This window comes from Micromonospora sp. L5 (assembly GCF_000177655.2).
Lineage (GTDB): Bacteria > Actinomycetota > Actinomycetes > Mycobacteriales > Micromonosporaceae > Micromonospora > Micromonospora aurantiaca.
Genome location: NC_014815.1, coordinates 3183549 through 3200697 on the forward strand (window position 1 = coordinate 3183549; position 17149 = coordinate 3200697).

The window sequence follows — 17149 nt, forward strand, 5'->3', positions numbered from 1 at the left end:
GATGCGGCTAGCGTGGGCGCCATGTGCGGGAGGTACGCCACGACCCGGAGCGCCGCCGATCTGAGCGCGCTGTTCGAGTCGGCCGACGAGACCGGTGGGGTGGCGCCGGACTACAACGTCGCGCCGACCGACCCGGTGCCGCTGGTCCGGCTCGCCCCGGAGGGGCACAGGCTGCTCTCCCTCGGCCGCTGGGGCCTGCTCCCGCAGTGGTCGCGCAGCGCCGCCGGGGCCGCCCGCATGATCAACGCGCGGGCCGAGACGGTCGCCACCAGCCGGGCGTACGCGCCGTCCTTCGCCCGCCGCCGCTGCCTGGTCCCCGCCGACGGGTGGTACGAGTGGGTCCGCCTCGCCGACGGCGGACGCCAGCCCTACTTCATGACCCCGCGGGACGGCTCGGTCCTGGCCTTCGCCGGCATCTGGTCCGTGTGGGAGTCGGCGGGCGCGGCCCGGCTCACGTTCAGCGTGCTCACCACCGCTGCGGTCGGCGAGCTGGCCGAGGTGCACGACCGGATGCCGCTGCTGCTGTCGCCGGAGCGCTGGGCGGAATGGCTCGGCCCGGCCGAGGAGCCGGCGGAACTGCTCGCGCCGCCGGACGCCGGCCTGCTCGCCGGGCTGGAGATCCGGCCCGTGTCCCGGGCCGTCGGCGACGTCCGCAACGACGGCCCGGAGCTGATCGCCGCGGTGGCTCCGGCGGGTGTCGGGACGGCCGCCGGACCGACGCTCTTCTGATCACGCTCCGCCACATTTGCGTGCCCCGTTTGCCGGGGTTGGGCCGGAAAAGTCGCCCGGACGTTCAGTCAGTTTCATTGAAGACTCTTGTCCTTACGTATTCGAATGCGATAGAACACAGCGCCGGTGATGGGCGTCTGTTCGCACGGGGCGGATGACACCCATCGATCTTGTAAAGATCTACGCCGGTTCCCACGGGGGAGGTGGGTGTATTGACACGGGCACGTATGCCGCGTCCGCACGAGGTAGCCGCCGCGCGGCGCGATCCGCGACTGCTGCGGGCGCTGAGCGAACGACGCCAGGACGACGCGTGGCGCACCAGAGGCACCTGTCAGAACGTCGATCCGGAGACGTTCTTTCCGGCACCGAACGAACCGGCCGACGCGGCGGTGGCGCTCTGCCGCACCTGCGACGTCCAGGGCTCCTGCCTGGCCTGGGCGCTGGAGGTGGGCGACTGTCACGGCGTCTGGGGCGGCACCACGCCGCGTGAGCGGCGCGCCATGCTGGTGGCCTGGCGCAGCGAGGTGCAGCCGGATCCGGACGCGCTCGACGACGCCGGTCCGCCGGTGCGCGACCGCCTGCTCACGCTGGTCCCGCTGAGCTGATCCCGACGTCGCCCGTGGCCCGCTCCGGCAGGCCGCGGGCGACGTCCGTTTCCGCGCCCGATCACCGGCGGGCCGGCCGGCCGCGCAGAATGAGCCGGTGCGGCACGACGACGAGATCGACACACCACGGGGGCCCGCCCGGCTCCGGTTCGACCCACCCGCCGACGGCACCACGATGCTGGTGCTCGGTCACGGCGCCGGCGGTGACGTGGACGCGCCCGACCTGACCGCCGTCCGGGACGCGGTGCTCGCCGCCGGGGCCGGGGTGGCCCTGGTGACCCAGCCGTACCGGGTTGCCGGGCGACGCGCGCCCGCTCCCGCCGGGCACCTCGACGAGGCGTGGACGGCGGTGCTGGCCGACCTGCGCCGGCGCGCCCCGCGGGTGCGCCACTGGGTGGTCGGGGGTCGGTCCAGCGGCGCCCGGGTGGCCTGCCGTACCGCCGCCGCCGTCGGGGCGGCCGGAGTCGTCGCACTGGCGTTCCCGCTGCACCCGCCGGGACGACCGGAGCGATCCCGGGCCGGGGAACTGCTCACCGGCCTGCCCACGCTCGTCGTCAACGGCGACCGGGATCCGTTCGGCGTGCCCGAGTCCGGCCCCGGCATCGAGGTGGTGGTCCGGCCGGGGGAGCGCCACGACCTGCGCGGCGACCCGGCCGGCACGGCCGCCGTGGTGCGGGACTGGCTGCGCGTACACGGGTGGTCGTCCTGACCGGGCGGCGCGCGCCGTGACCGTCCGCCGCGGCGGGTCGTTGCACCGGTTGGTGCCGGCCGCCCGGTTCGGGCGCGCCGGGGCCACCCTCCCAGGCCCTTCCTGGTCCCAGCGTCGGTCGCGGCCGAGGCCGGGACCAGGATCGGGTGGGGCCGGAGGAATGCCATGCCCCACAACTCGCGTTATCCCCGTTGGACGACGACAGAGCCAGCGCGAGGGGGGTGACCGGTGCCGATCGAGACACGGAGCCGGGAACGGGACGAACGGGACGAGCGTCAGCTCCGGCGGCTGCTCGACGCGCCGGAGTGGCCCGCGGCGGCGTCGGTCGTGAGCACCGGCACACACTCCGGAAGTGAATCTGCCGGTAGGTGGGTACGCGTATCCTCGGCGGGAAAGCATCCGACGCGAGGGGATGTGCGGTTGACCACCGAGAAGACGGACGAGCGCAGGGCCCGCTTCGAGCGGGACGCGATGCCCTTCGTCGATCAGCTCTACGCTGCCGGACTGCGGATGACCCGCAACCCGGCGGACGCGGAGGACCTGGTTCAGGAGACGTACCTGAAGGCGTACGCCGCCTTCCACCAGTTCGAGCAGGGCACGAACCTGAAGGCCTGGCTCTACCGGATCCTGACTAACACCTACATCAACACCTACCGCAAGCGGCAGCGCCAGCCCATCCAGGCGCCGACCGAGGAGATCACCGACTGGCAGCTCGCCGAGGCGGAGTCGCACACGTCCAGCGGCCTGCGCTCGGCCGAGACGGAGGCGCTCGACCGGCTGCCGGACAGCGACGTCAAGGAGGCCCTCCAGCAGTTGCCGGAGGAGTTCCGCCTGGCCGTCTACCTGACCGACGTCGAGGGCTTCTCCTACAAGGAGGTCGCCGACATCATGGGCACGCCGATCGGCACCGTGATGTCCCGTCTGCACCGTGGCCGACGTAATCTGCGGAAGCTGCTGGAGCAGTACGCGGCGGAGCGGGGTTTCAGCGCCGCCTCGTCGAAGAAGGGTTCGACCGCCGCCGCCGGCCGGGAGGTGTGACCGTGAGCTGTGGACAACCGCACGAGACGGACTGCCGCGAGGTGCTCGCCGAGGTCTACCTCTACCTCGACCTGGAGTGCGCCGAGGAGCGCCGGGTGCTGATCCGGCACCACCTGGACGAGTGCGGGCCGTGCCTGCGCGAGTACGGCATCGAGCAGGAGGTCAAGGCGCTCGTGGCCCGGTGCTGCGGCAACGAGGCGGCCCCGGAGAAGCTGCGTGAGCGGTTGCGCCTGCGGCTGACCGAGCTGGTGGTCTTCGAGAGCACCGAGTCCCGCGAACTGGCCGACTGACAAGCGACGCAACGGCCCGGGTCCGACACGGACCCGGGCCGTTGCGCTGTCCGGCGACTGCGCCGCCTGATCGGATGATCAGGAGTTGGGGCGCTTGCCGTGGTTGGCGCTGCTCTTCTTGCGGGCCTTCTTCTTGCGGGCCTTCTTCGCCATGCTCTGCCTCCTTGTGCTGGTCACGGTTCCGTCCGCGGCTGGGCGCGGCGGAGGTCGCGGTGCGGCCCTCCGGGCTCGCCGGTGGCCGACCTGCACGATGCTAGTGCCGTCGCCGGCGGTCGGGGCGCGGCGGGGCGGATCGCGCGCGGCGGTGGTGCGCGGCCCGGCGTGACCGGCGTCATGATTGGATACCGTTCGCAGGATTGTCGGGGAGCTGTCGGGGAGAGGGAGGGCCGAGATGGCCGAGGAGATCCGCGCCGAGATGGTGGCGAACGTCTGGAAGGTCGTCGTGTCGGCCGGTGACACGGTGTCCGAGGGCGACACCCTCGTCATCCTGGAGTCGATGAAGATGGAGATCCCGGTGGTCGCCGAGTCCGACGGCGTGGTGCAGAAGCTGGCGGTCAACGAGGGCGACGTGGTGCAGGACGGCGACCTGATCGCGGAGATCGGTTGACCGGCCTCCGGGTGCGCCGCGCCGAGCCGGCGGACTTCCCGGCCGTGGCCCGGCTGACAGTCGCCGCGTACGAGGCGGACGGCCAGCTCAAGGACGAGAGCGGGTACGCGCCGGTGCTCGCCGACGTGGCCGGCCGCGCCGAGACCGGCGAGGTGCTGGTGGCCGTCGACGACGCCACCGGCCAGGTGCTCGGCGCGGTGACGTTCGTGCTGCCCGGCACCCCGTACGCCGAACTGGCCGGCCCGGGCGAGGCCGAGTTCCGGATGCTCGCTGTGGATCCGGCCGCGCAGGGCCGGGGCGCGGGCGCCGCGCTCGCGGCCTCGTGCGTGGCGCGCGCCACGGAGTTGGGCTGCACCGCCGTGGTGATCTGCGTCCGCGCCGGGATGGCGGCGAACGCACACCGCCTCTACGAGCGGCTCGGTTTCGTCAGGTACCCGGAGAAGGACTGGACGCCGCTGCCCGGTATCGACCTGCGCGGCCTGCGGCTGGATCTGGCCGCGGCGGGCTGAACCGGCTCAGCCCTGGCCGGTCTCGCCGATCTTGGCGAGCAACTCGTCGGCCACCTGGAGCGCGATCCGCTTGCGCTCGTCGTCGGTGATGCCCGGCACGCGTACCGCGAACCAGCTGCTGTGCACCGCGAACAGCGTGAGCGCGGCGCGGAGCTGGGCGGCGGGCGAGTCGTCGCCCCGGCACAGCTCGTGCGCCAGCCGCATCATCCGGTCCCGCATCTGCTGGCCGGCGACCAGGCTCTTGAGCACGGTCTGGTTCTGCTCGAAGAAGCGCATCACCTGGGGCAGGTCGCCGGCGAACATGCTGTCGGCGTACCTGCCGATCAGGGCGCGCCGGGTGGCCAGGGTGGGCGGCTGGTCGGCGGCCCAGGCGATCAGCTCGTCCATCCGGCGCAGCCGGTCGTCGACCAGGCTGGTGACGATCTCGTCCTTGCTCTTGAAGTGGTAGTAGAGCGCCGCCTTGGTCACGCCGAGCCGCTCGGCGATCTCCCGCAGCGACGTCTTCTCGTAGCCCTGCTCGGTGAAGAGTTCCAAGGCGACGGCCTGGATCCGCTCGCGCGTGCCACCTGTGGTCTCCCTCACCGGCCGACATCCTTCCAATCCGCTTGACGTGCGCCCGCCATCAGCTTACCGTCCGGCTAGTAAGCAAACTAGCCGGGCGGCAAGTAAGTCGATCATCCGATCTGCGGGGGAGCCTACCGATGAGTCAACCAGCCCAGGTGACCACGAGACCCAATGTCCGGGTCGTCCTGTTCGGTCTGATGATCGCGATGATGCTCGCGATGCTCGACAACATGATCGTCAGCACCGCGCTGCCGCGGATCGTCTTCGAGTTCGGCGGCGCCGACCACTTCACCTGGGTGGTCACCGCGTACGTGCTGGGCACGACGGTCTCCACGCCGATCTGGGGCAAGCTCGGCGACCTCTACGGCCGCAAGACGGTCTTCCTCACCGCTGTGGTGGTGTTCCTGGTCGGCTCCGCGCTCTGCGGCATGTCCGGCTCCGGCGTCTTCGGCGGCGCCGACACCGGCATGACCGAGCTGATCGCGTTCCGTGCCGTCCAGGGCCTCGGCGCCGGTGGCCTGATGGTCGGCGTCATGGCGATCATCGGTGACCTGGTCCCGCCGCGCGAGCGGGGCCGCTACCAGGGCATGATCGCCGGGATCATGGCCATCGCCATGGTCGCCGGCCCGCTGGTCGGCGGCTTCATCACCGACAACCTCTCCTGGCGCTGGGCGTTCTACGTCAACCTGCCGCTGGGCGGCGCGGCGCTGCTGATCCTCGCCACCACCATGCACCTGCCCAAGTACCGCACCGAGCACAAGATCGACTGGTTGGGCGCGGCGCTGCTGTCCGTCGGCATCACCGCGATCGTGCTGGTGACCACGTGGGGCGGCAACGAGTACGACTGGGTATCGCCACAGATCCTCGGCCTCGCCGTGCTGGCGGTGCTCGCCCTCGGCGCGTTCGCGGTGGTGGAGCGGCGCGTGCCGGAGCCGATCCTGCCGCTGAGCCTGTTCGCCAACCGCAACTTCGCGCTGATCTCGGTGATCGGGTTCCTGCTCGGCTTCGCCATGTTCGGCGCGATGAACTTCCTGCCGCTCTACCAGCAGACCGTGCAGGGGGCGTCGGCCACGAACAGCGGCCTGCTGCTGCTCCCGCTCATGTTCGGCATGCTCGTGGTGTCGCTCGTGGTCGGCCGGACCATCACCAGGACCGGCCGCTACCGCCTCTTCCCGATCGTCGGCGGCGTGGTGATGGTCGCCGGGATGGGCCTGCTCAGCCTGCTGGACGTGGACACCAGCAAGGCGCAGTCCTCGATCTACATGATCGTGCTCGGTGTCGGCATGGGCTTCCTCATGCAGACCTCGATGCTGATCGCGCAGAACAGCGTGGAACAGAAGGACCTCGGCGCGGCCAGCGGCGCTGCGACCTTCTTCCGGTCCATCGGCGGCTCGTTCGGCGTCTCCCTCTTCGGCGCGATCTTCGCCAACCGCCTCGCCGACTCGGCCGCCGGTTCCGCGTTCGCGGGCTCGGGCGGCGAGGGCGGCGCGATGGACCTGGAGGCACTCAAGAAGCTCACCGGCCCGATGCGCGAGGCGGTGCTCGGCGGCCTCTCCGACGCCATCTCGCACGTCTTCTTCTGGGCGGTCCTCTTCACGGTGGCCGTACCGGTGCTCGCCTGGTTCATCAAGGAGGTGCCGCTGCGCGCGACGAACGACGTACCGCCGGCCGGCGCCACACCGGAGGACGAGGCCGAGGCCGCGCTCGGCAAGGCCCCCGTCGCCTGACGTGCCTCGCGCCCGCTGCTCGCCAGCTCGGGTAGTGGCGGGTTCGAGGGCGAGTTGATCGCGCCACTTCGGCGAAGTGGCGGCGGTCAGTTCCGGCGGAACAGGGCGGTGAACCGTCGCCAGAGACGGCGCAGCGGACCGCCGGCGGCGCCGGCGATGAGCGAGTCGGCGGTGGCACGTGCGGCCGGGTCGAGGGCCGGGGTGGCCCGCGCCAGGTACGCCAGCGACACCGCCACCGGGGTGCGCCGCATCGGCCCGGCCGCCACCTCGGCGATCCGCCCGGACACCAGCGTTGCTACGTCGGCGCGGGTGTCCGGGTGCACCCAGGCGGCGGTGACCAGGGCGAACAGTGCCGCCTCGGCGGCCGGGCCGAGATCACCGGCGGCCAGTTCCCCCAGCACCCGACGCCGGGTCGACAGCTCCCACGGCTCGTCGGTGCGGTGGTGCAGCAGGCCGAGGCAGGCCCAGACCTGCGCGCAGCGCGTCCACAGTGCCGGATCCTGCCCGCCGAGCACCCGGCCCAGCGCTGTCGCCGGTGCCTCCGGCGGGTGTGCCAGCAGGGCGAGCAGGTCGGCGAGGTCCAGTGTGGCGAGCCCGACCGCGGCGTCGTACGCGGCCGGCGGATGCGCCCACGCCGGGTGCGCGAGCTGCTGGAGCCGCCGTACCGCTGCCGCCGAGGGGGCGGGACCGTCGAGGGCCGGGGTGTCGTCGCCGGCCGGGGTCACCTGCCCGAGCCAAGGGCGGCCCCGGCAGCACTCGGCGAGGTCACCGTGCTCGTGCGTGTCGTCGGGGTGGTCGCGGACGAAGTCGGCGAGCGCCACCAGGTGGTCCACGTCGCCGTCGCGCAGGTAGCGCAGCCGGTGCGCGGTGTGCACCGCGCAGTCGAAGGTGGGGTCCTTCGCCAGCGCCCGGTCGATCCAGCCCAGCGCCGCGTCGAGCCGGCCGTTGTCGGCCAGCGTGCCGGCGATGTCCGCGTAGACAGCGAGGTCGTCGGGGTCGAGCGCGACAGCGCGTTCCAGTGCGGCGAGCGCCTCGGCGGTCCGGCCGGCGCCGCGGTACGCGTACCCGAGCCACACCTCGCCGAGTTTGGTGGGCTGTGCGCGTACCCCCCGGGTGGCCCAGGTGACGGCGAGGGTGACCTCGCCGAGGCGCCGGGCCAGCGCGGACGCCGCGCCCAGCAGCAGCGGATGGGCCGGATGGACGGTGATCGCGTTGCGGGCCAGCGTGAGGTACGGCGCGAGCGGCTCGCGCAGCCGGCGCGGCGCGGGGTCCGGCGCCGCCGCGCAGACCTGCATGAGGATCCGGGCGGTGCGCTCGGGATCGAGGCGTTCCGGCAGGTCGGCGGCGGTCACCCAGGGTACGGCGGCCCAGGGCGCGGCCGGCGCGTAGCCGGTGGCGGCGGCGAGCAGGTCGAGCCCTTCGGCGGGGCGGCCGGCGGCGGCGAGCAGGTGCGCGCGGGCCACCACGGCGCCGACGAACGCCTGCTGACCGAGCGGGAAGAGGTCCAGGTCGCCGCCGCTGGCCGCGTTCAGCCGGGCGAGCGTCTCGTGCGCCTCGGGCAGCGTGGGGGAGCGGACCAGCGCGGCGGCCACGTGGTCGGCGGCGTGCCGCAGGTCGCCCTCGCCCAGCGCCAGGCGGGCCAGCGCGAGTTCCTCCTCCGCCGACAGCGCGGCGTCGTCCTCGGGCACGTCGTCCTCTCGCCGGTCGGGTCGGTCAGCCGGGCAAGCCTAGGGGATCTTCCGTCAGTTAGTGATCCACTGCGCACTCCTGCTCGTTGCGTTGATTGAGGCTACTGAAACGTGCAAGACTGAGCATCGAACGCGCGGGAAACGCGCAGAAGGAGGTTCCGGAGTGACGCAAGCAGGGGCCGGTATGGCCGCCGACATCGACGAGCAGCCGGCCGGTTACGAGCGTCTGCTCTCCACCGAGCACGCGGCGGCCATCGCCGAGGTGGCGGCCGTCGTCGCCGAACGCCGCCCCCGGCACGTCGTCTTCACCGCCCGGGGCACCTCCGACCACGCCGCGCTCTACGCGGCCTACCTGACCGAGATCCGCCTCGGACTGCCCGCCGGGCTGGCCTCCCCGAGCGCGATCACCGTCTTCGGCGCCCGGCCCGACCTCTCCGACGCGCTCGTCGTCGGCGTCAGCCAGAGCGGCGGCTCGCCCGACCTGGCCGAGGTGCTGCGGGTCGCCCGCGCGTCCGGCGCGCTCACCCTCGCGGTCACCAACAACCCCGGCTCGCCGCTGGTGGAGACCGCCGAGCTGAGCGTCGACATCGCCGCCGGCCACGAACGCGCGGTCGCCGCCACCAAGACCTACACCGCCGAGCTGCTCGCGCTGCTCATGCTGATCGAGGGCGTACGCGCCGGCGACGGCGTGCTGCCCGCCGAGGAGCACGCCGCCCTGAGCCGCCTGCCCGAGCTGGCCGCGCAGACGCTCGCCGACGACACCCCGGCCCGGCTCGCCCCGCGCTACCGGTTCGCCGCCCAGCTCGTCACCACCGGCCGGGGGTACGCGTACCCGACCGCCCGGGAGGCGGCGCTGAAGCTGATGGAGACGTCGTACCTCCCGGCGCTCGCCTTCTCCGGCGCCGACCTGCTGCACGGCCCGCTCGCCATGACCGACCCGGACGTCCCGGTGCTCGCCGTGGTCGGCTCCGGCCCCGGCGGCACGTCGATGCGCGAGGTGCTGCCCCGCCTCGGCGAACGCCGCGCCGACGTGGTCGTGGTCGGCTCCGCCGAGGTCGGCGAGACCCGGATGGCGGTTCCCGAGGTCGACGAGCGGTACGCGCCGCTGCTCGACATCCTGCCGCTGCAACGGCTCGCGCTGGCCCTGGCCCTGGCCCGGGGCGAGGACCCGGACGCGCCGCGCGGCTTGAAGAAGGTCACGGCGACGATGTGAGGTCCGGCGTGGCACGCTGTGTGGCGTGTCCACCCTCCGTGACCTCGCCGAGGAGCACACCGCGCTCCGCCCGGCCGACATCGACCATCTGCACCGGATCGCCGGCGACTGGCAGCTGCTGTCCGACCTGTCCTTCGCCGACCTGCTGCTCTGGGTGCCGGTGGACGGTGACGGCACGTTCCTCTGCGTGGCCCAGGTCCGTCCCACCACCGCGCCGACCGCCTACCTGGACGACCAGGTCGGGCGCATCGTCGGCGGGGCCGAGGTGGCCCACCTGGAGGTGGCCCACCGGCAGGGACGGATCTGGCGCGAGGGCGACCCGGTCTGGTACGGCGACGTCCCGGCCCGCCACGAGGCGATCCCGGTCCGGCTGCGCACCGGCGACGGTGAAGCCGGCGAGGTGATCGCCGTGGTGGGCCGGGACACCAACCTGTCCACCGCGCGCACCCCGAGCCAGCTCGAACTGAACTACCTGACCACGGCCGACGACCTCGCCCAGATGATCGCCGACGGCACGTTCCCGCCGCCCCGGCACCCCGGCGAGACCACCTCGGCGCCCCGGGTCGGCGACGGCCTGGTGCGGCTCGACGCCAACGGCAAGGTCACCTACGCCAGCCCGAACGCGCAGTCCGCGTACCGCCGCCTCGGCTACGCCTCCCACCTCGTCGGGGAGGACCTGGCCAAGCTGCACCGTCGGCTCGCCGGCGACCCACTCGAAGGCACCGACGCGGGCAACGCCGTGCTCGCCGCGCTGCGCGGCGAGGCGCCACCCCGCCGGGAGATCGACGCGCGGGGCGCCACCATGCTGACCCGGGCGCTGCCGCTGATGCCCGCCGGAGTGCCGATCGGCGCGCTGGTGCTGGTCCGCGACATCACCGAGGTACGCCGCCGCGACCGCGCCCTGATCACCAAGGACGCCACCATCCGGGAGATCCACCACCGGGTGAAGAACAACCTCCAGACCGTCGCCGCGCTGCTGCGCCTCCAGGCCCGGAGGGTCGCCATGCCCGAGGCGCGGGTGGCGCTCGAAGAGTCGGTACGCCGGGTCGCCTCGATCGCTCTCGTCCACGAGACGCTCTCCATGTCCAGCGACGAGGCGGTCGAGTTCGACGGCATCGTGGACCGGGTCGCCAGCGCCGCCACCGAGGTCGCCGCCACCGAGGTGAGCGTCGGCATGCGCCGCCGCGGCACCTTCGGCGTACTGCCCGCCGAGATCGCCACCTCGCTGGTGATGGTGCTCAACGAGCTGCTGCTCAACGCCGTCGAACACGGCTTCCCGCCGGCCGACGAGGAGGCCGGTGCCCCCTCGCCCTCGCCCTCGCCCGCGGACGCGGCCCGGCCCGAGGCCGTGGTCTCCGCGCCCCGGCCCGAAGTGGTGGTCTCCGCGCACCGGGCCCGCAAGCAACTGCACGTCACTGTCACCGACAACGGCCGAGGGCTGCCCGAGCAGTTCGACGCCGAACGCGGCGGCAACCTGGGCCTCCAGATCGTCCGGGCGCTCGTCACCGGCGAGCTGCGCGGCACCATCGACCTGCGCAACGGCGCCGACGGCGGCACCGAGGCGGCCATCGTCGTACCGCTGGCCCGCGGCACCACCGACCGCCTCACCGGACGAGCAGGGCCACCGTGATCCCCGGCCGCGGCCACACCTGCCGCACCGTGTAGCCCGCGCGCAGCGCGTCGCCCTTCGCGCCAGGCACCGCCGCCGGCGGGTCGGCGCGGCGGCCGGTGACCACCAGCCACACCCGGTCCACCCCGGCCAGGCACCGCGCCGGGTCGTCGCACTCCACGGCCCAGAGGCTCGCGTCCTGCCGCTGGTCGCGGACCACGAGCACGTCGCGCGGCAGCCTCGGCCCTATGTGGTACGCCATGCCGAGATCCGGGAACAGCCACCCGTCCCGGGGCGAGTAGACGATCGCATCGCCCGGCCGCTGCTCGGCGCGGATGATCCCGGCCGCGCCCGCGTAGTCGACCGGTGCGCTGCGCGGCCACTCGTGGGTACGGCGCAGGGCCACCTGGTCGGGCAGCCCGAGCAGCCCGGCCAGGACCACCACCGCGATTCCCGCCGCGATCCGTCCGCGCGGCGACGTCGGTCCTTGCTCTGCTTCCGCGGACGCGGCAGTGCGGCCGGCTGCGGCGGGTGTCGCCGTGCACTCGGGTTCGGCGGGCGTCGCTGTTCCCGGCGTTCGGGCCGGCGCGGGAGTGACCCGCGCGGCAGCCAGCGCGGCGCCGGCAAGTACACAGGCGAACGGCACGGTGAAGACGAGGTAGCGGGTCACCCACAGCGGCACAATCGTTCCGGCGGCGAAGACCAGCACCACCGGCAGCAGCACGGCGGCGACCGGCAGCAGCGCCCGGCGACCCAGCCGGGCCGCGCCGAGCGCCGCGAGCGCGAGCACGAACCCGCCGACGACACCGCTCTGCGCCAGCGCGCCCGGCAACGCCGCCAGGTCGGGCAGGCGCGCCGGGTCCACCCAGTCGAGTTGCCGTCCACGCTGCCCCCGCGCCACCAGCGCCAGTGGGGTGACGAACACGACGACCGGCACCAGCGCCAGCAGCCACCCGGCCAGCACCCGTCGGCCGGGCGCCGACCCCTCCCGAGCCTCGCCGGTCACGTCCTGCCGTTCCGCTTCCGGCGCGTCCGTGCCGTGCTCCCTGCTCCCGGGATGCGGTGACACCCGTGGCGTTCCACCGGCGCTCGATCTCGTGGCTGGGTGGAGCGCCGCGGGTGTCTGCGGGGCGCCGTGACACCCGTGGCGTTCCACCGGCGCTCGATCTCGTGGCTGGGTGAAACGCCACGGGTGTCTGCGGCATGGCCGGCTCGCGTCGGGCATCTCGGCTCGGGACCGGCCGGGCGGATCGACGACCGCCGCGGGGCCACGTGCGGCGGTCAGCAGTACCACCACGGCGTGGGCGGCGAGCAGGGTGAGCGCGATCAGGTGGAGCAGGGCGAGCGCGGCGACGGCGAGGGCGTACCCGGCCCAGCGTCGCCAGGTCGGCCGGCGCAGCGCCTCGACCAGCAACAGCGTGGCCAGCACGGCGAACAGCGTGGCGAGGGCATACGGGCGGGCCTCCTGGCCGTACCGCGAGGTGACCGGCAGCACCGCGAACAGCAGTCCGGCCAGCAGCCCGGCGCGACTGCCGACGAGCATCGCGCCGAGGCGGGCGGTGAGCGCGGCAGCCACTGCCATCGCGAGCGCGGAGGGTAGCCGCAGCGCGGTCGGCGACGCGCCGGCCAGGGCGGTCCAGCCGTGCATGAGCAGGTAGTACGGCCCGGTAGCGGCGTCGATCGTGCGGGTCATCCGGACCAGGTCCGGTACCGGGCGAACGGCGGCGCTCCAGGTCGCCAGCTCGTCCCGCCACGGCTGGGCGTGCCCGATGCCGGTCAGTGTCACAGCAAGCGTGAGCAGTCCGGGTATCACCCACACCACCGGACCCGGCCGGCTGCGGACGGACGCGGGCGCGAACCTCCTCACCCCCGCAGCCTCACACGCCCAGCCCTTCCCGCCCGTCCGCTCCACCGATTCCCACCCACCCGGCCCCCCGACCCGGCCTTCGCCCCGGCCCCACGCCCGGACCCGGTCGATCATGAAGTTGACGGCACGCACCGTCCCTTTTGTCCCCGCCAACTTCATGATCAATGGAGCGGGTGGGTGGGGTTGAGCTTGTTGACCAAGGAGATTGCGGCCCGGGGTGGTGGGTTGGGGGACGTTAACTCCTTGATCACCGGGGAGAGGGCGGGGAGGGGGAGAGGGCGGGGAGGGGGATGGGGGTCGATGTGGGGGTGGTGGGCCCGTGATGTGGGATCACAGTGCGGAGCTGTGGTCGTGCGGGGCGTGGTGTGGCAGCATGAGGCACATGACCGCCGCTGTCGTCCGCCGCTTCGTGGCTCGTCGCCACGTCGATTACGGCCGCGTGCGCAGCGCGATCTGTCCGGCCCACTGACGACGCCCGACCTTTCCGTCTCGGGCGCGTACTCGCGCCGGCCGTCATCGACATCGCCGTCCACGGCCCTCTCCAGGGCCGGCCGCCGTGTCCGCGCTCCAGGCACCGCAGCAGACCATGGAGGACGCCGCGATGGCGGTCAGCAGCACCCCGACCCGTCCCGACACCCCGGCGCCTGCCGCCCGTGCGCCCCGCCGGCCACGCGGCGAGGGGCAGTGGGCGCTCGGACACCGTGAGCCGCTCAACCCCAACGAGCGGATCAAGAAGGACGACGACCCGCTGAACGTGCGGGACCGGATCGAGAACATCTACGCCCACAACGGTTTCGCCTCGATCGACCCGCAGGACCTGCGCGGCCGGTTCCGCTGGTGGGGCCTCTACACCCAGCGCAAGGCCGGCATCGACGGCGGGCGTACCGCGGTGCTGGAGCCGCACGAGCTGGAGGACGAGTTCTTCATGCTCCGGGTCCGGGTGGACGGCGGCCAGCTCAACCTGGCCCAGCTCCGCGTGATCGCGGACATCTCCCGCGAGTTCGCCCGGGACACCGCCGACATCACCGACCGGCAGAACATCCAGTACCACTGGATCCGGGTCGAGGACATGCCGGAGATCTGGCGCCGGCTGGAGGCGGTCGGCCTGCAGACCACCGAGGCGTGCGGCGACTGCCCCCGGATCGTGCTGGGCAGCCCGGTCGCCGGGGTGGCCCGGGACGAGGTGCTCGACCCGACGCCGGCGATCGACGAGATCGTCCGCCGGTACGTCGGCGACAAGGCGTACTCCAACCTGCCCCGCAAGTTCAAGACCTCGATCTCCTGGCTGGTCGACACGCCGTACGAGGCGAACGACATCGCGTTCCTCGGCGTGGAGCACCCGGAGCACGGGCCCGGGTTCGACGTGTGGGTCGGCGGCGGGCTCTCCACCAACCCGATGCTCGCCAAGCGGCTCGGCGTCTGGGTGCCGCTGAACGAGGTACCGGACGTGTGGGCCGGTGTGGTCGGCATCTTCCGCGACTACGGCTACCGTCGGCTGCGCAACCGGGCCCGGCTGAAGTTCCTGGTCGCCGACTGGGGCGTGGAGCGCTTCCGGGAGGTGCTGGAGAAGGAGTACCTGGGCCGCACGCTGCTCGACGGTCCGGCCGCCGACCTGCCGGCGAAGCCGGTCGACCACATCGGCGTGCACCGGCAGAGTGACGGCGCGAACTACGTGGGCGCGGCCCCGGTGGTGGGCCGGGTGTCCGGCACCCAGCTGGCGCAGCTCGCCGACGTGGTCGAGGCGCACGGCAGCGACCGGGTGCGGCTCACGCCGTACCAGAAGCTGCTCGTGCTGGACGTGGCGCCGGAGCGGACCGACTCGCTGGTCACGGCGCTGCGCGGGATCGGCCTGGAGGCCCGGCCGTCGGCCTGGCGGCGCGGCACGATGGCCTGCACCGGCATCGAGTTCTGCAAGCTCGCCATCGTCGAGACCAAGCGGCGCGGTGAGGAGCTGGTCGCCCGCCTGGAGGAGCGGCTGCGCGACTTCGACGCGGACATCTCCATCCACCTCAACGGCTGCCCGAACGCCTGCGCCCGCACCCAGGTCGCCGACATCGGGCTCAAGGGCCAGCTCGTGGTCGGCCCGGACGGCCGGCAGGTCGAGGGCTTCCAGGTGCACCTCGGCGGCGGCCTCGGCATGGCGCAGGGGCAGACCGCCGGCTTCGGCCGCAAGCTGCGCGGTCTGAAGACCACCGCCGAGGAGCTTCCGGAGTACGTGGAACGGCTCGCCCGCCGCTACCTGGCCGGCCGGACCGAGGGTGAGACGTTCGCCAACTGGGTGATCAGAGTCGACGAGGAGGAGCTCCGATGAGCGATGCCCGATCTGCGCCTCTCTACTGCCCGTACTGCGGCGAGGAGGACCTGCGACCGCACGAGGCCGGGCACGGCGCCTGGGAGTGCCACGCCTGCGCACGGGTCTTCGCGGTGAAGTTCACCGGCCTGCTGAGCCGGGCGGTGACCCGGTGAGCGGCCTCGTCTCCGCCGCCGGCCTCGGCCTGATCGGCGCGGCCGAGCCGACGCGCCGCGACCCGGAGGAGCTGCGCGCGCTGGCCGAGGAGGCCGGCCGGGAGCTGGCCGACGCGCCCGCGATCGAGATCGCCCGGTGGGCGGCGGAGACGTTCGGCGAGCGGTTCTGCGTGACCAGCTCGATGGCCGACGGCGTGGTAGCGCACCTGGTCTCCCGGGTCGCGCCCGGCGTCGACGTGGTGTTCCTGGACACCGGCCTGCACTTCCCGGAGACGCTGCGCGTCCGCGACGAGGTGGCCCGGCGGATGCCGGTGCGGGTGCGCTCGATCCGGCCGCGGATGACTGTGGGGCAGCAGGACGGCCAGTACGGTCCGCGCCTGTTCAACAGGTCCCCGGACGACTGCTGCCAGCTGCGCAAGGTGGAGCCGCTGGAGCGGGCGCTGTCCGGGTACGACGCCTGGGCCGCCGGGCTGCGCCGGGACGAGTCGCCGACCCGGGCGAACACGCCGGTGGTGGGCTTCGACGCGCGGCGCGGCAAGGTCAAGGTGAACCCGATAGCGGCCTGGACGCAGCGGGAGGTGGACGCCTACGTGGCCCGGTACGACATCCCGGTCAACGAGCTGTTCGCCCGCGGCTACGGCTCGATCGGCTGCTGGCCGTGCACCCGGCGGACGAAGGCGGGGGAGGACCCGCGCGCCGGGCGCTGGGCGATGTTCGAGAAGACCGAGTGCGGCCTGCACACCTGAGCGCCGGGCCGCCGGTGGTGCTGGTGGCGCACGGCAGCCGTGACCCGCGTGCGGCGGAGGCGACCCGGGCGCTGGCCCGGGCCGTGGCGGACACCTGCCCCGGCCGTCCGGTGCTGCCGAGCTGGCTCGATCACACCGATCCCGGGCCGGCCGAGGTGCTGCGCGGGCTGGCCGACGCCGGTCACTCCCGGGCGGTCCTGGTGCCGCTGCTGCTGACCGCCGCGTACCACCGGAAGGTGGACATCCCGGCGGCGGTCGCGGCGGCCGGCGCGGACATCGAGGTACGGGTGACGGATGTGCTGGGGCCGACCGGTGGCGGGGTGGACGGCGGGCTGCTGGACGGGCTGCGCCGCCGTCTGGCGGAGGCGACCGGTGACGGGCCGGGTGGTCTGGACGCGGTGGTGCTGGCGGCGGCCGGTACCCGGGATCCGGCGGCGCGCGCCTCGGTTGGCCGGGTCGCCGCGGCGTTCGGCGCCGGGCTCGGAGTGCCCTGCCGCGTCTCGTACGCCTCGGCGGCGCCCCCGGAGGTCGGCGGCGCGGTCACGCGACTGCGCGCCGCGGGCGCCCGCCGGGTCGCGGTGGCCGCCTACTTCCTGGCGCCGGGCCGGTTCCACGACGGGGTACGCGCGTCGGCCCGGTCGGCCGGCGCGGTGGCGGTGGCGGACCCCCTGACCGACCTGCCGGAGCTGGCGGACCTGGTCCGGCGGCGGGTGGAGGCGGTGACGGGCTGACCCGGTCCGGGACAGCAGAACGCCCCGGCCGGAATTCCGGCCGGGGCGGTC

General features: G+C 73.6%; 18 protein-coding genes. 14 read left to right on the forward strand and 4 right to left on the reverse strand.

Going from position 1 to position 17149, the window contains the following annotated elements:
- Window positions 1-21 precede the first annotated feature (21 nt).
- The 5 genes from ML5_RS15115 to rsrA all read left to right on the forward strand — a co-directional run bounded on the left by ML5_RS15115 (window position 22) and on the right by rsrA (window position 3371).
- Window positions 22-729: an SOS response-associated peptidase gene (locus ML5_RS15115; protein WP_013475266.1), complete on the forward strand. Its 708-nt coding sequence runs from the start codon at window positions 22-24 to the stop codon at window positions 727-729.
- A gap of 212 nt (window positions 730-941) precedes the next feature.
- The gene (locus ML5_RS15120) at window positions 942-1334 is read left to right on the forward strand and encodes a WhiB family transcriptional regulator (protein WP_013288375.1); all 393 of its coding nucleotides are present in this window, start codon (window positions 942-944) and stop codon (window positions 1332-1334) included.
- Window positions 1335-1431: 97 nt separating this feature from the next.
- Entirely contained in the window at window positions 1432-2043 is a 612-nt protein-coding gene (locus ML5_RS15125) for an alpha/beta family hydrolase (protein WP_013475267.1), read from the forward strand.
- Window positions 2044-2271: 228 nt separating this feature from the next.
- On the forward strand, window positions 2272-3081 hold the full coding sequence (locus ML5_RS15130; protein ID WP_013288373.1) for a sigma-70 family RNA polymerase sigma factor: 810 nt from the start codon (window positions 2272-2274) through the stop codon (window positions 3079-3081).
- A 2-nt stretch (window positions 3082-3083) separates the two neighbouring features.
- Window positions 3084-3371, forward strand: a complete 288-nt coding sequence (gene rsrA, locus ML5_RS15135) for a mycothiol system anti-sigma-R factor (protein WP_013288372.1) — start codon at window positions 3084-3086, stop codon at window positions 3369-3371.
- 78 nt (window positions 3372-3449) lie between these two features.
- Here rsrA and ML5_RS33270 read toward each other — a convergent pair whose 3' ends face one another.
- Window positions 3450-3524, reverse strand: coding sequence for a 50S ribosomal protein bL37 (locus tag ML5_RS33270; RefSeq protein ID WP_369752275.1), 75 nt, complete (start codon window positions 3522-3524; stop codon window positions 3450-3452).
- A 238-nt stretch (window positions 3525-3762) separates the two neighbouring features.
- On the opposite strand from ML5_RS33270, the gene ML5_RS15145 reads away from it, so the two are divergent.
- Entirely contained in the window at window positions 3763-3978 is a 216-nt protein-coding gene (locus tag ML5_RS15145) for a biotin/lipoyl-binding carrier protein (protein ID WP_013288370.1), read from the forward strand.
- Window positions 3975-4487, forward strand: a complete 513-nt coding sequence (locus ML5_RS15150) for a GNAT family N-acetyltransferase (protein WP_013475268.1) — start codon at window positions 3975-3977, stop codon at window positions 4485-4487. The genes ML5_RS15145 and ML5_RS15150 overlap by 4 nt, the downstream gene beginning before the upstream one ends.
- A gap of 6 nt (window positions 4488-4493) precedes the next feature.
- Here ML5_RS15150 and ML5_RS15155 read toward each other — a convergent pair whose 3' ends face one another.
- Window positions 4494-5069 (reverse strand): TetR/AcrR family transcriptional regulator, encoded by a 576-nt coding sequence (locus ML5_RS15155; RefSeq protein WP_013288368.1) that lies wholly within the window; start codon window positions 5067-5069, stop codon window positions 4494-4496.
- A gap of 119 nt (window positions 5070-5188) precedes the next feature.
- On the opposite strand from ML5_RS15155, the gene ML5_RS15160 reads away from it, so the two are divergent.
- The gene (locus ML5_RS15160) at window positions 5189-6778 is read left to right on the forward strand and encodes an MDR family MFS transporter (RefSeq protein WP_013475269.1); all 1590 of its coding nucleotides are present in this window, start codon (window positions 5189-5191) and stop codon (window positions 6776-6778) included.
- 86 nt (window positions 6779-6864) lie between these two features.
- On the opposite strand, the gene ML5_RS15165 is transcribed toward ML5_RS15160, so the two are convergent.
- The gene (locus tag ML5_RS15165; RefSeq protein ID WP_013475270.1) at window positions 6865-8466 is read right to left on the reverse strand and encodes a tetratricopeptide repeat protein; all 1602 of its coding nucleotides are present in this window, start codon (window positions 8464-8466) and stop codon (window positions 6865-6867) included.
- Window positions 8467-8650: 184 nt separating this feature from the next.
- Between ML5_RS15165 and ML5_RS15170 the strand changes: the two genes are divergently transcribed.
- Window positions 8651-9679, forward strand: a complete 1029-nt coding sequence (locus ML5_RS15170) for an SIS domain-containing protein (protein WP_041784193.1) — start codon at window positions 8651-8653, stop codon at window positions 9677-9679.
- 25 nt (window positions 9680-9704) lie between these two features.
- Complete coding sequence (locus tag ML5_RS15175; protein ID WP_013475272.1) at window positions 9705-11309, forward strand: PAS domain-containing sensor histidine kinase; 1605 nt, start codon at window positions 9705-9707, stop codon at window positions 11307-11309.
- On the opposite strand, the gene ML5_RS15180 is transcribed toward ML5_RS15175, so the two are convergent.
- On the reverse strand, window positions 11284-13155 hold the full coding sequence (locus ML5_RS15180) for a glycosyltransferase family 39 protein (RefSeq protein ID WP_041784194.1): 1872 nt from the start codon (window positions 13153-13155) through the stop codon (window positions 11284-11286). The two genes, ML5_RS15175 and ML5_RS15180, sit on opposite strands and share 26 nt — an antisense overlap.
- A 601-nt stretch (window positions 13156-13756) precedes the next feature.
- Here ML5_RS15180 and ML5_RS15185 point away from each other — a divergent pair.
- Genes ML5_RS15185 through ML5_RS15195 form a run of 4 tightly spaced genes read left to right on the forward strand, consistent with a single transcriptional unit; the run spans window position 13757 to window position 17098 of the window.
- Complete coding sequence (locus tag ML5_RS15185; RefSeq protein ID WP_041784527.1) at window positions 13757-15466, forward strand: nitrite/sulfite reductase; 1710 nt, start codon at window positions 13757-13759, stop codon at window positions 15464-15466.
- Window positions 15463-15621, forward strand: coding sequence for a hypothetical protein (locus ML5_RS32355; RefSeq protein WP_013288361.1), 159 nt, complete (start codon window positions 15463-15465; stop codon window positions 15619-15621). The genes ML5_RS15185 and ML5_RS32355 overlap by 4 nt, the downstream gene beginning before the upstream one ends.
- Entirely contained in the window at window positions 15618-16367 is a 750-nt protein-coding gene (locus ML5_RS15190; protein WP_013475275.1) for a phosphoadenylyl-sulfate reductase, read from the forward strand. The genes ML5_RS32355 and ML5_RS15190 overlap by 4 nt, the downstream gene beginning before the upstream one ends.
- Entirely contained in the window at window positions 16349-17098 is a 750-nt protein-coding gene (locus ML5_RS15195; RefSeq protein ID WP_030271875.1) for a sirohydrochlorin chelatase, read from the forward strand. The genes ML5_RS15190 and ML5_RS15195 overlap by 19 nt, the downstream gene beginning before the upstream one ends.
- Window positions 17099-17149: the final 51 nt, after the last annotated feature.

Coding starts and splice junctions, on each gene's coding strand:
- ML5_RS15160 (WP_013475269.1), top strand. CDS start 5,189: ATGAGTCAACCAGCCCAGGTGACCACGAGACCCAATGTCCGGGTCGTC.
- ML5_RS15145 (WP_013288370.1), top strand. CDS start 3,763: ATGGCCGAGGAGATCCGCGCCGAGATGGTGGCGAACGTCTGGAAGGTC.
- ML5_RS15115 (WP_013475266.1), top strand. CDS start 22: ATGTGCGGGAGGTACGCCACGACCCGGAGCGCCGCCGATCTGAGCGCG.
- ML5_RS32355 (WP_013288361.1), top strand. CDS start 15,463: ATGAGCGATGCCCGATCTGCGCCTCTCTACTGCCCGTACTGCGGCGAG.
- ML5_RS15185 (WP_041784527.1), top strand. CDS start 13,757: ATGGCGGTCAGCAGCACCCCGACCCGTCCCGACACCCCGGCGCCTGCC.
- ML5_RS15170 (WP_041784193.1), top strand. CDS start 8,651: ATGGCCGCCGACATCGACGAGCAGCCGGCCGGTTACGAGCGTCTGCTC.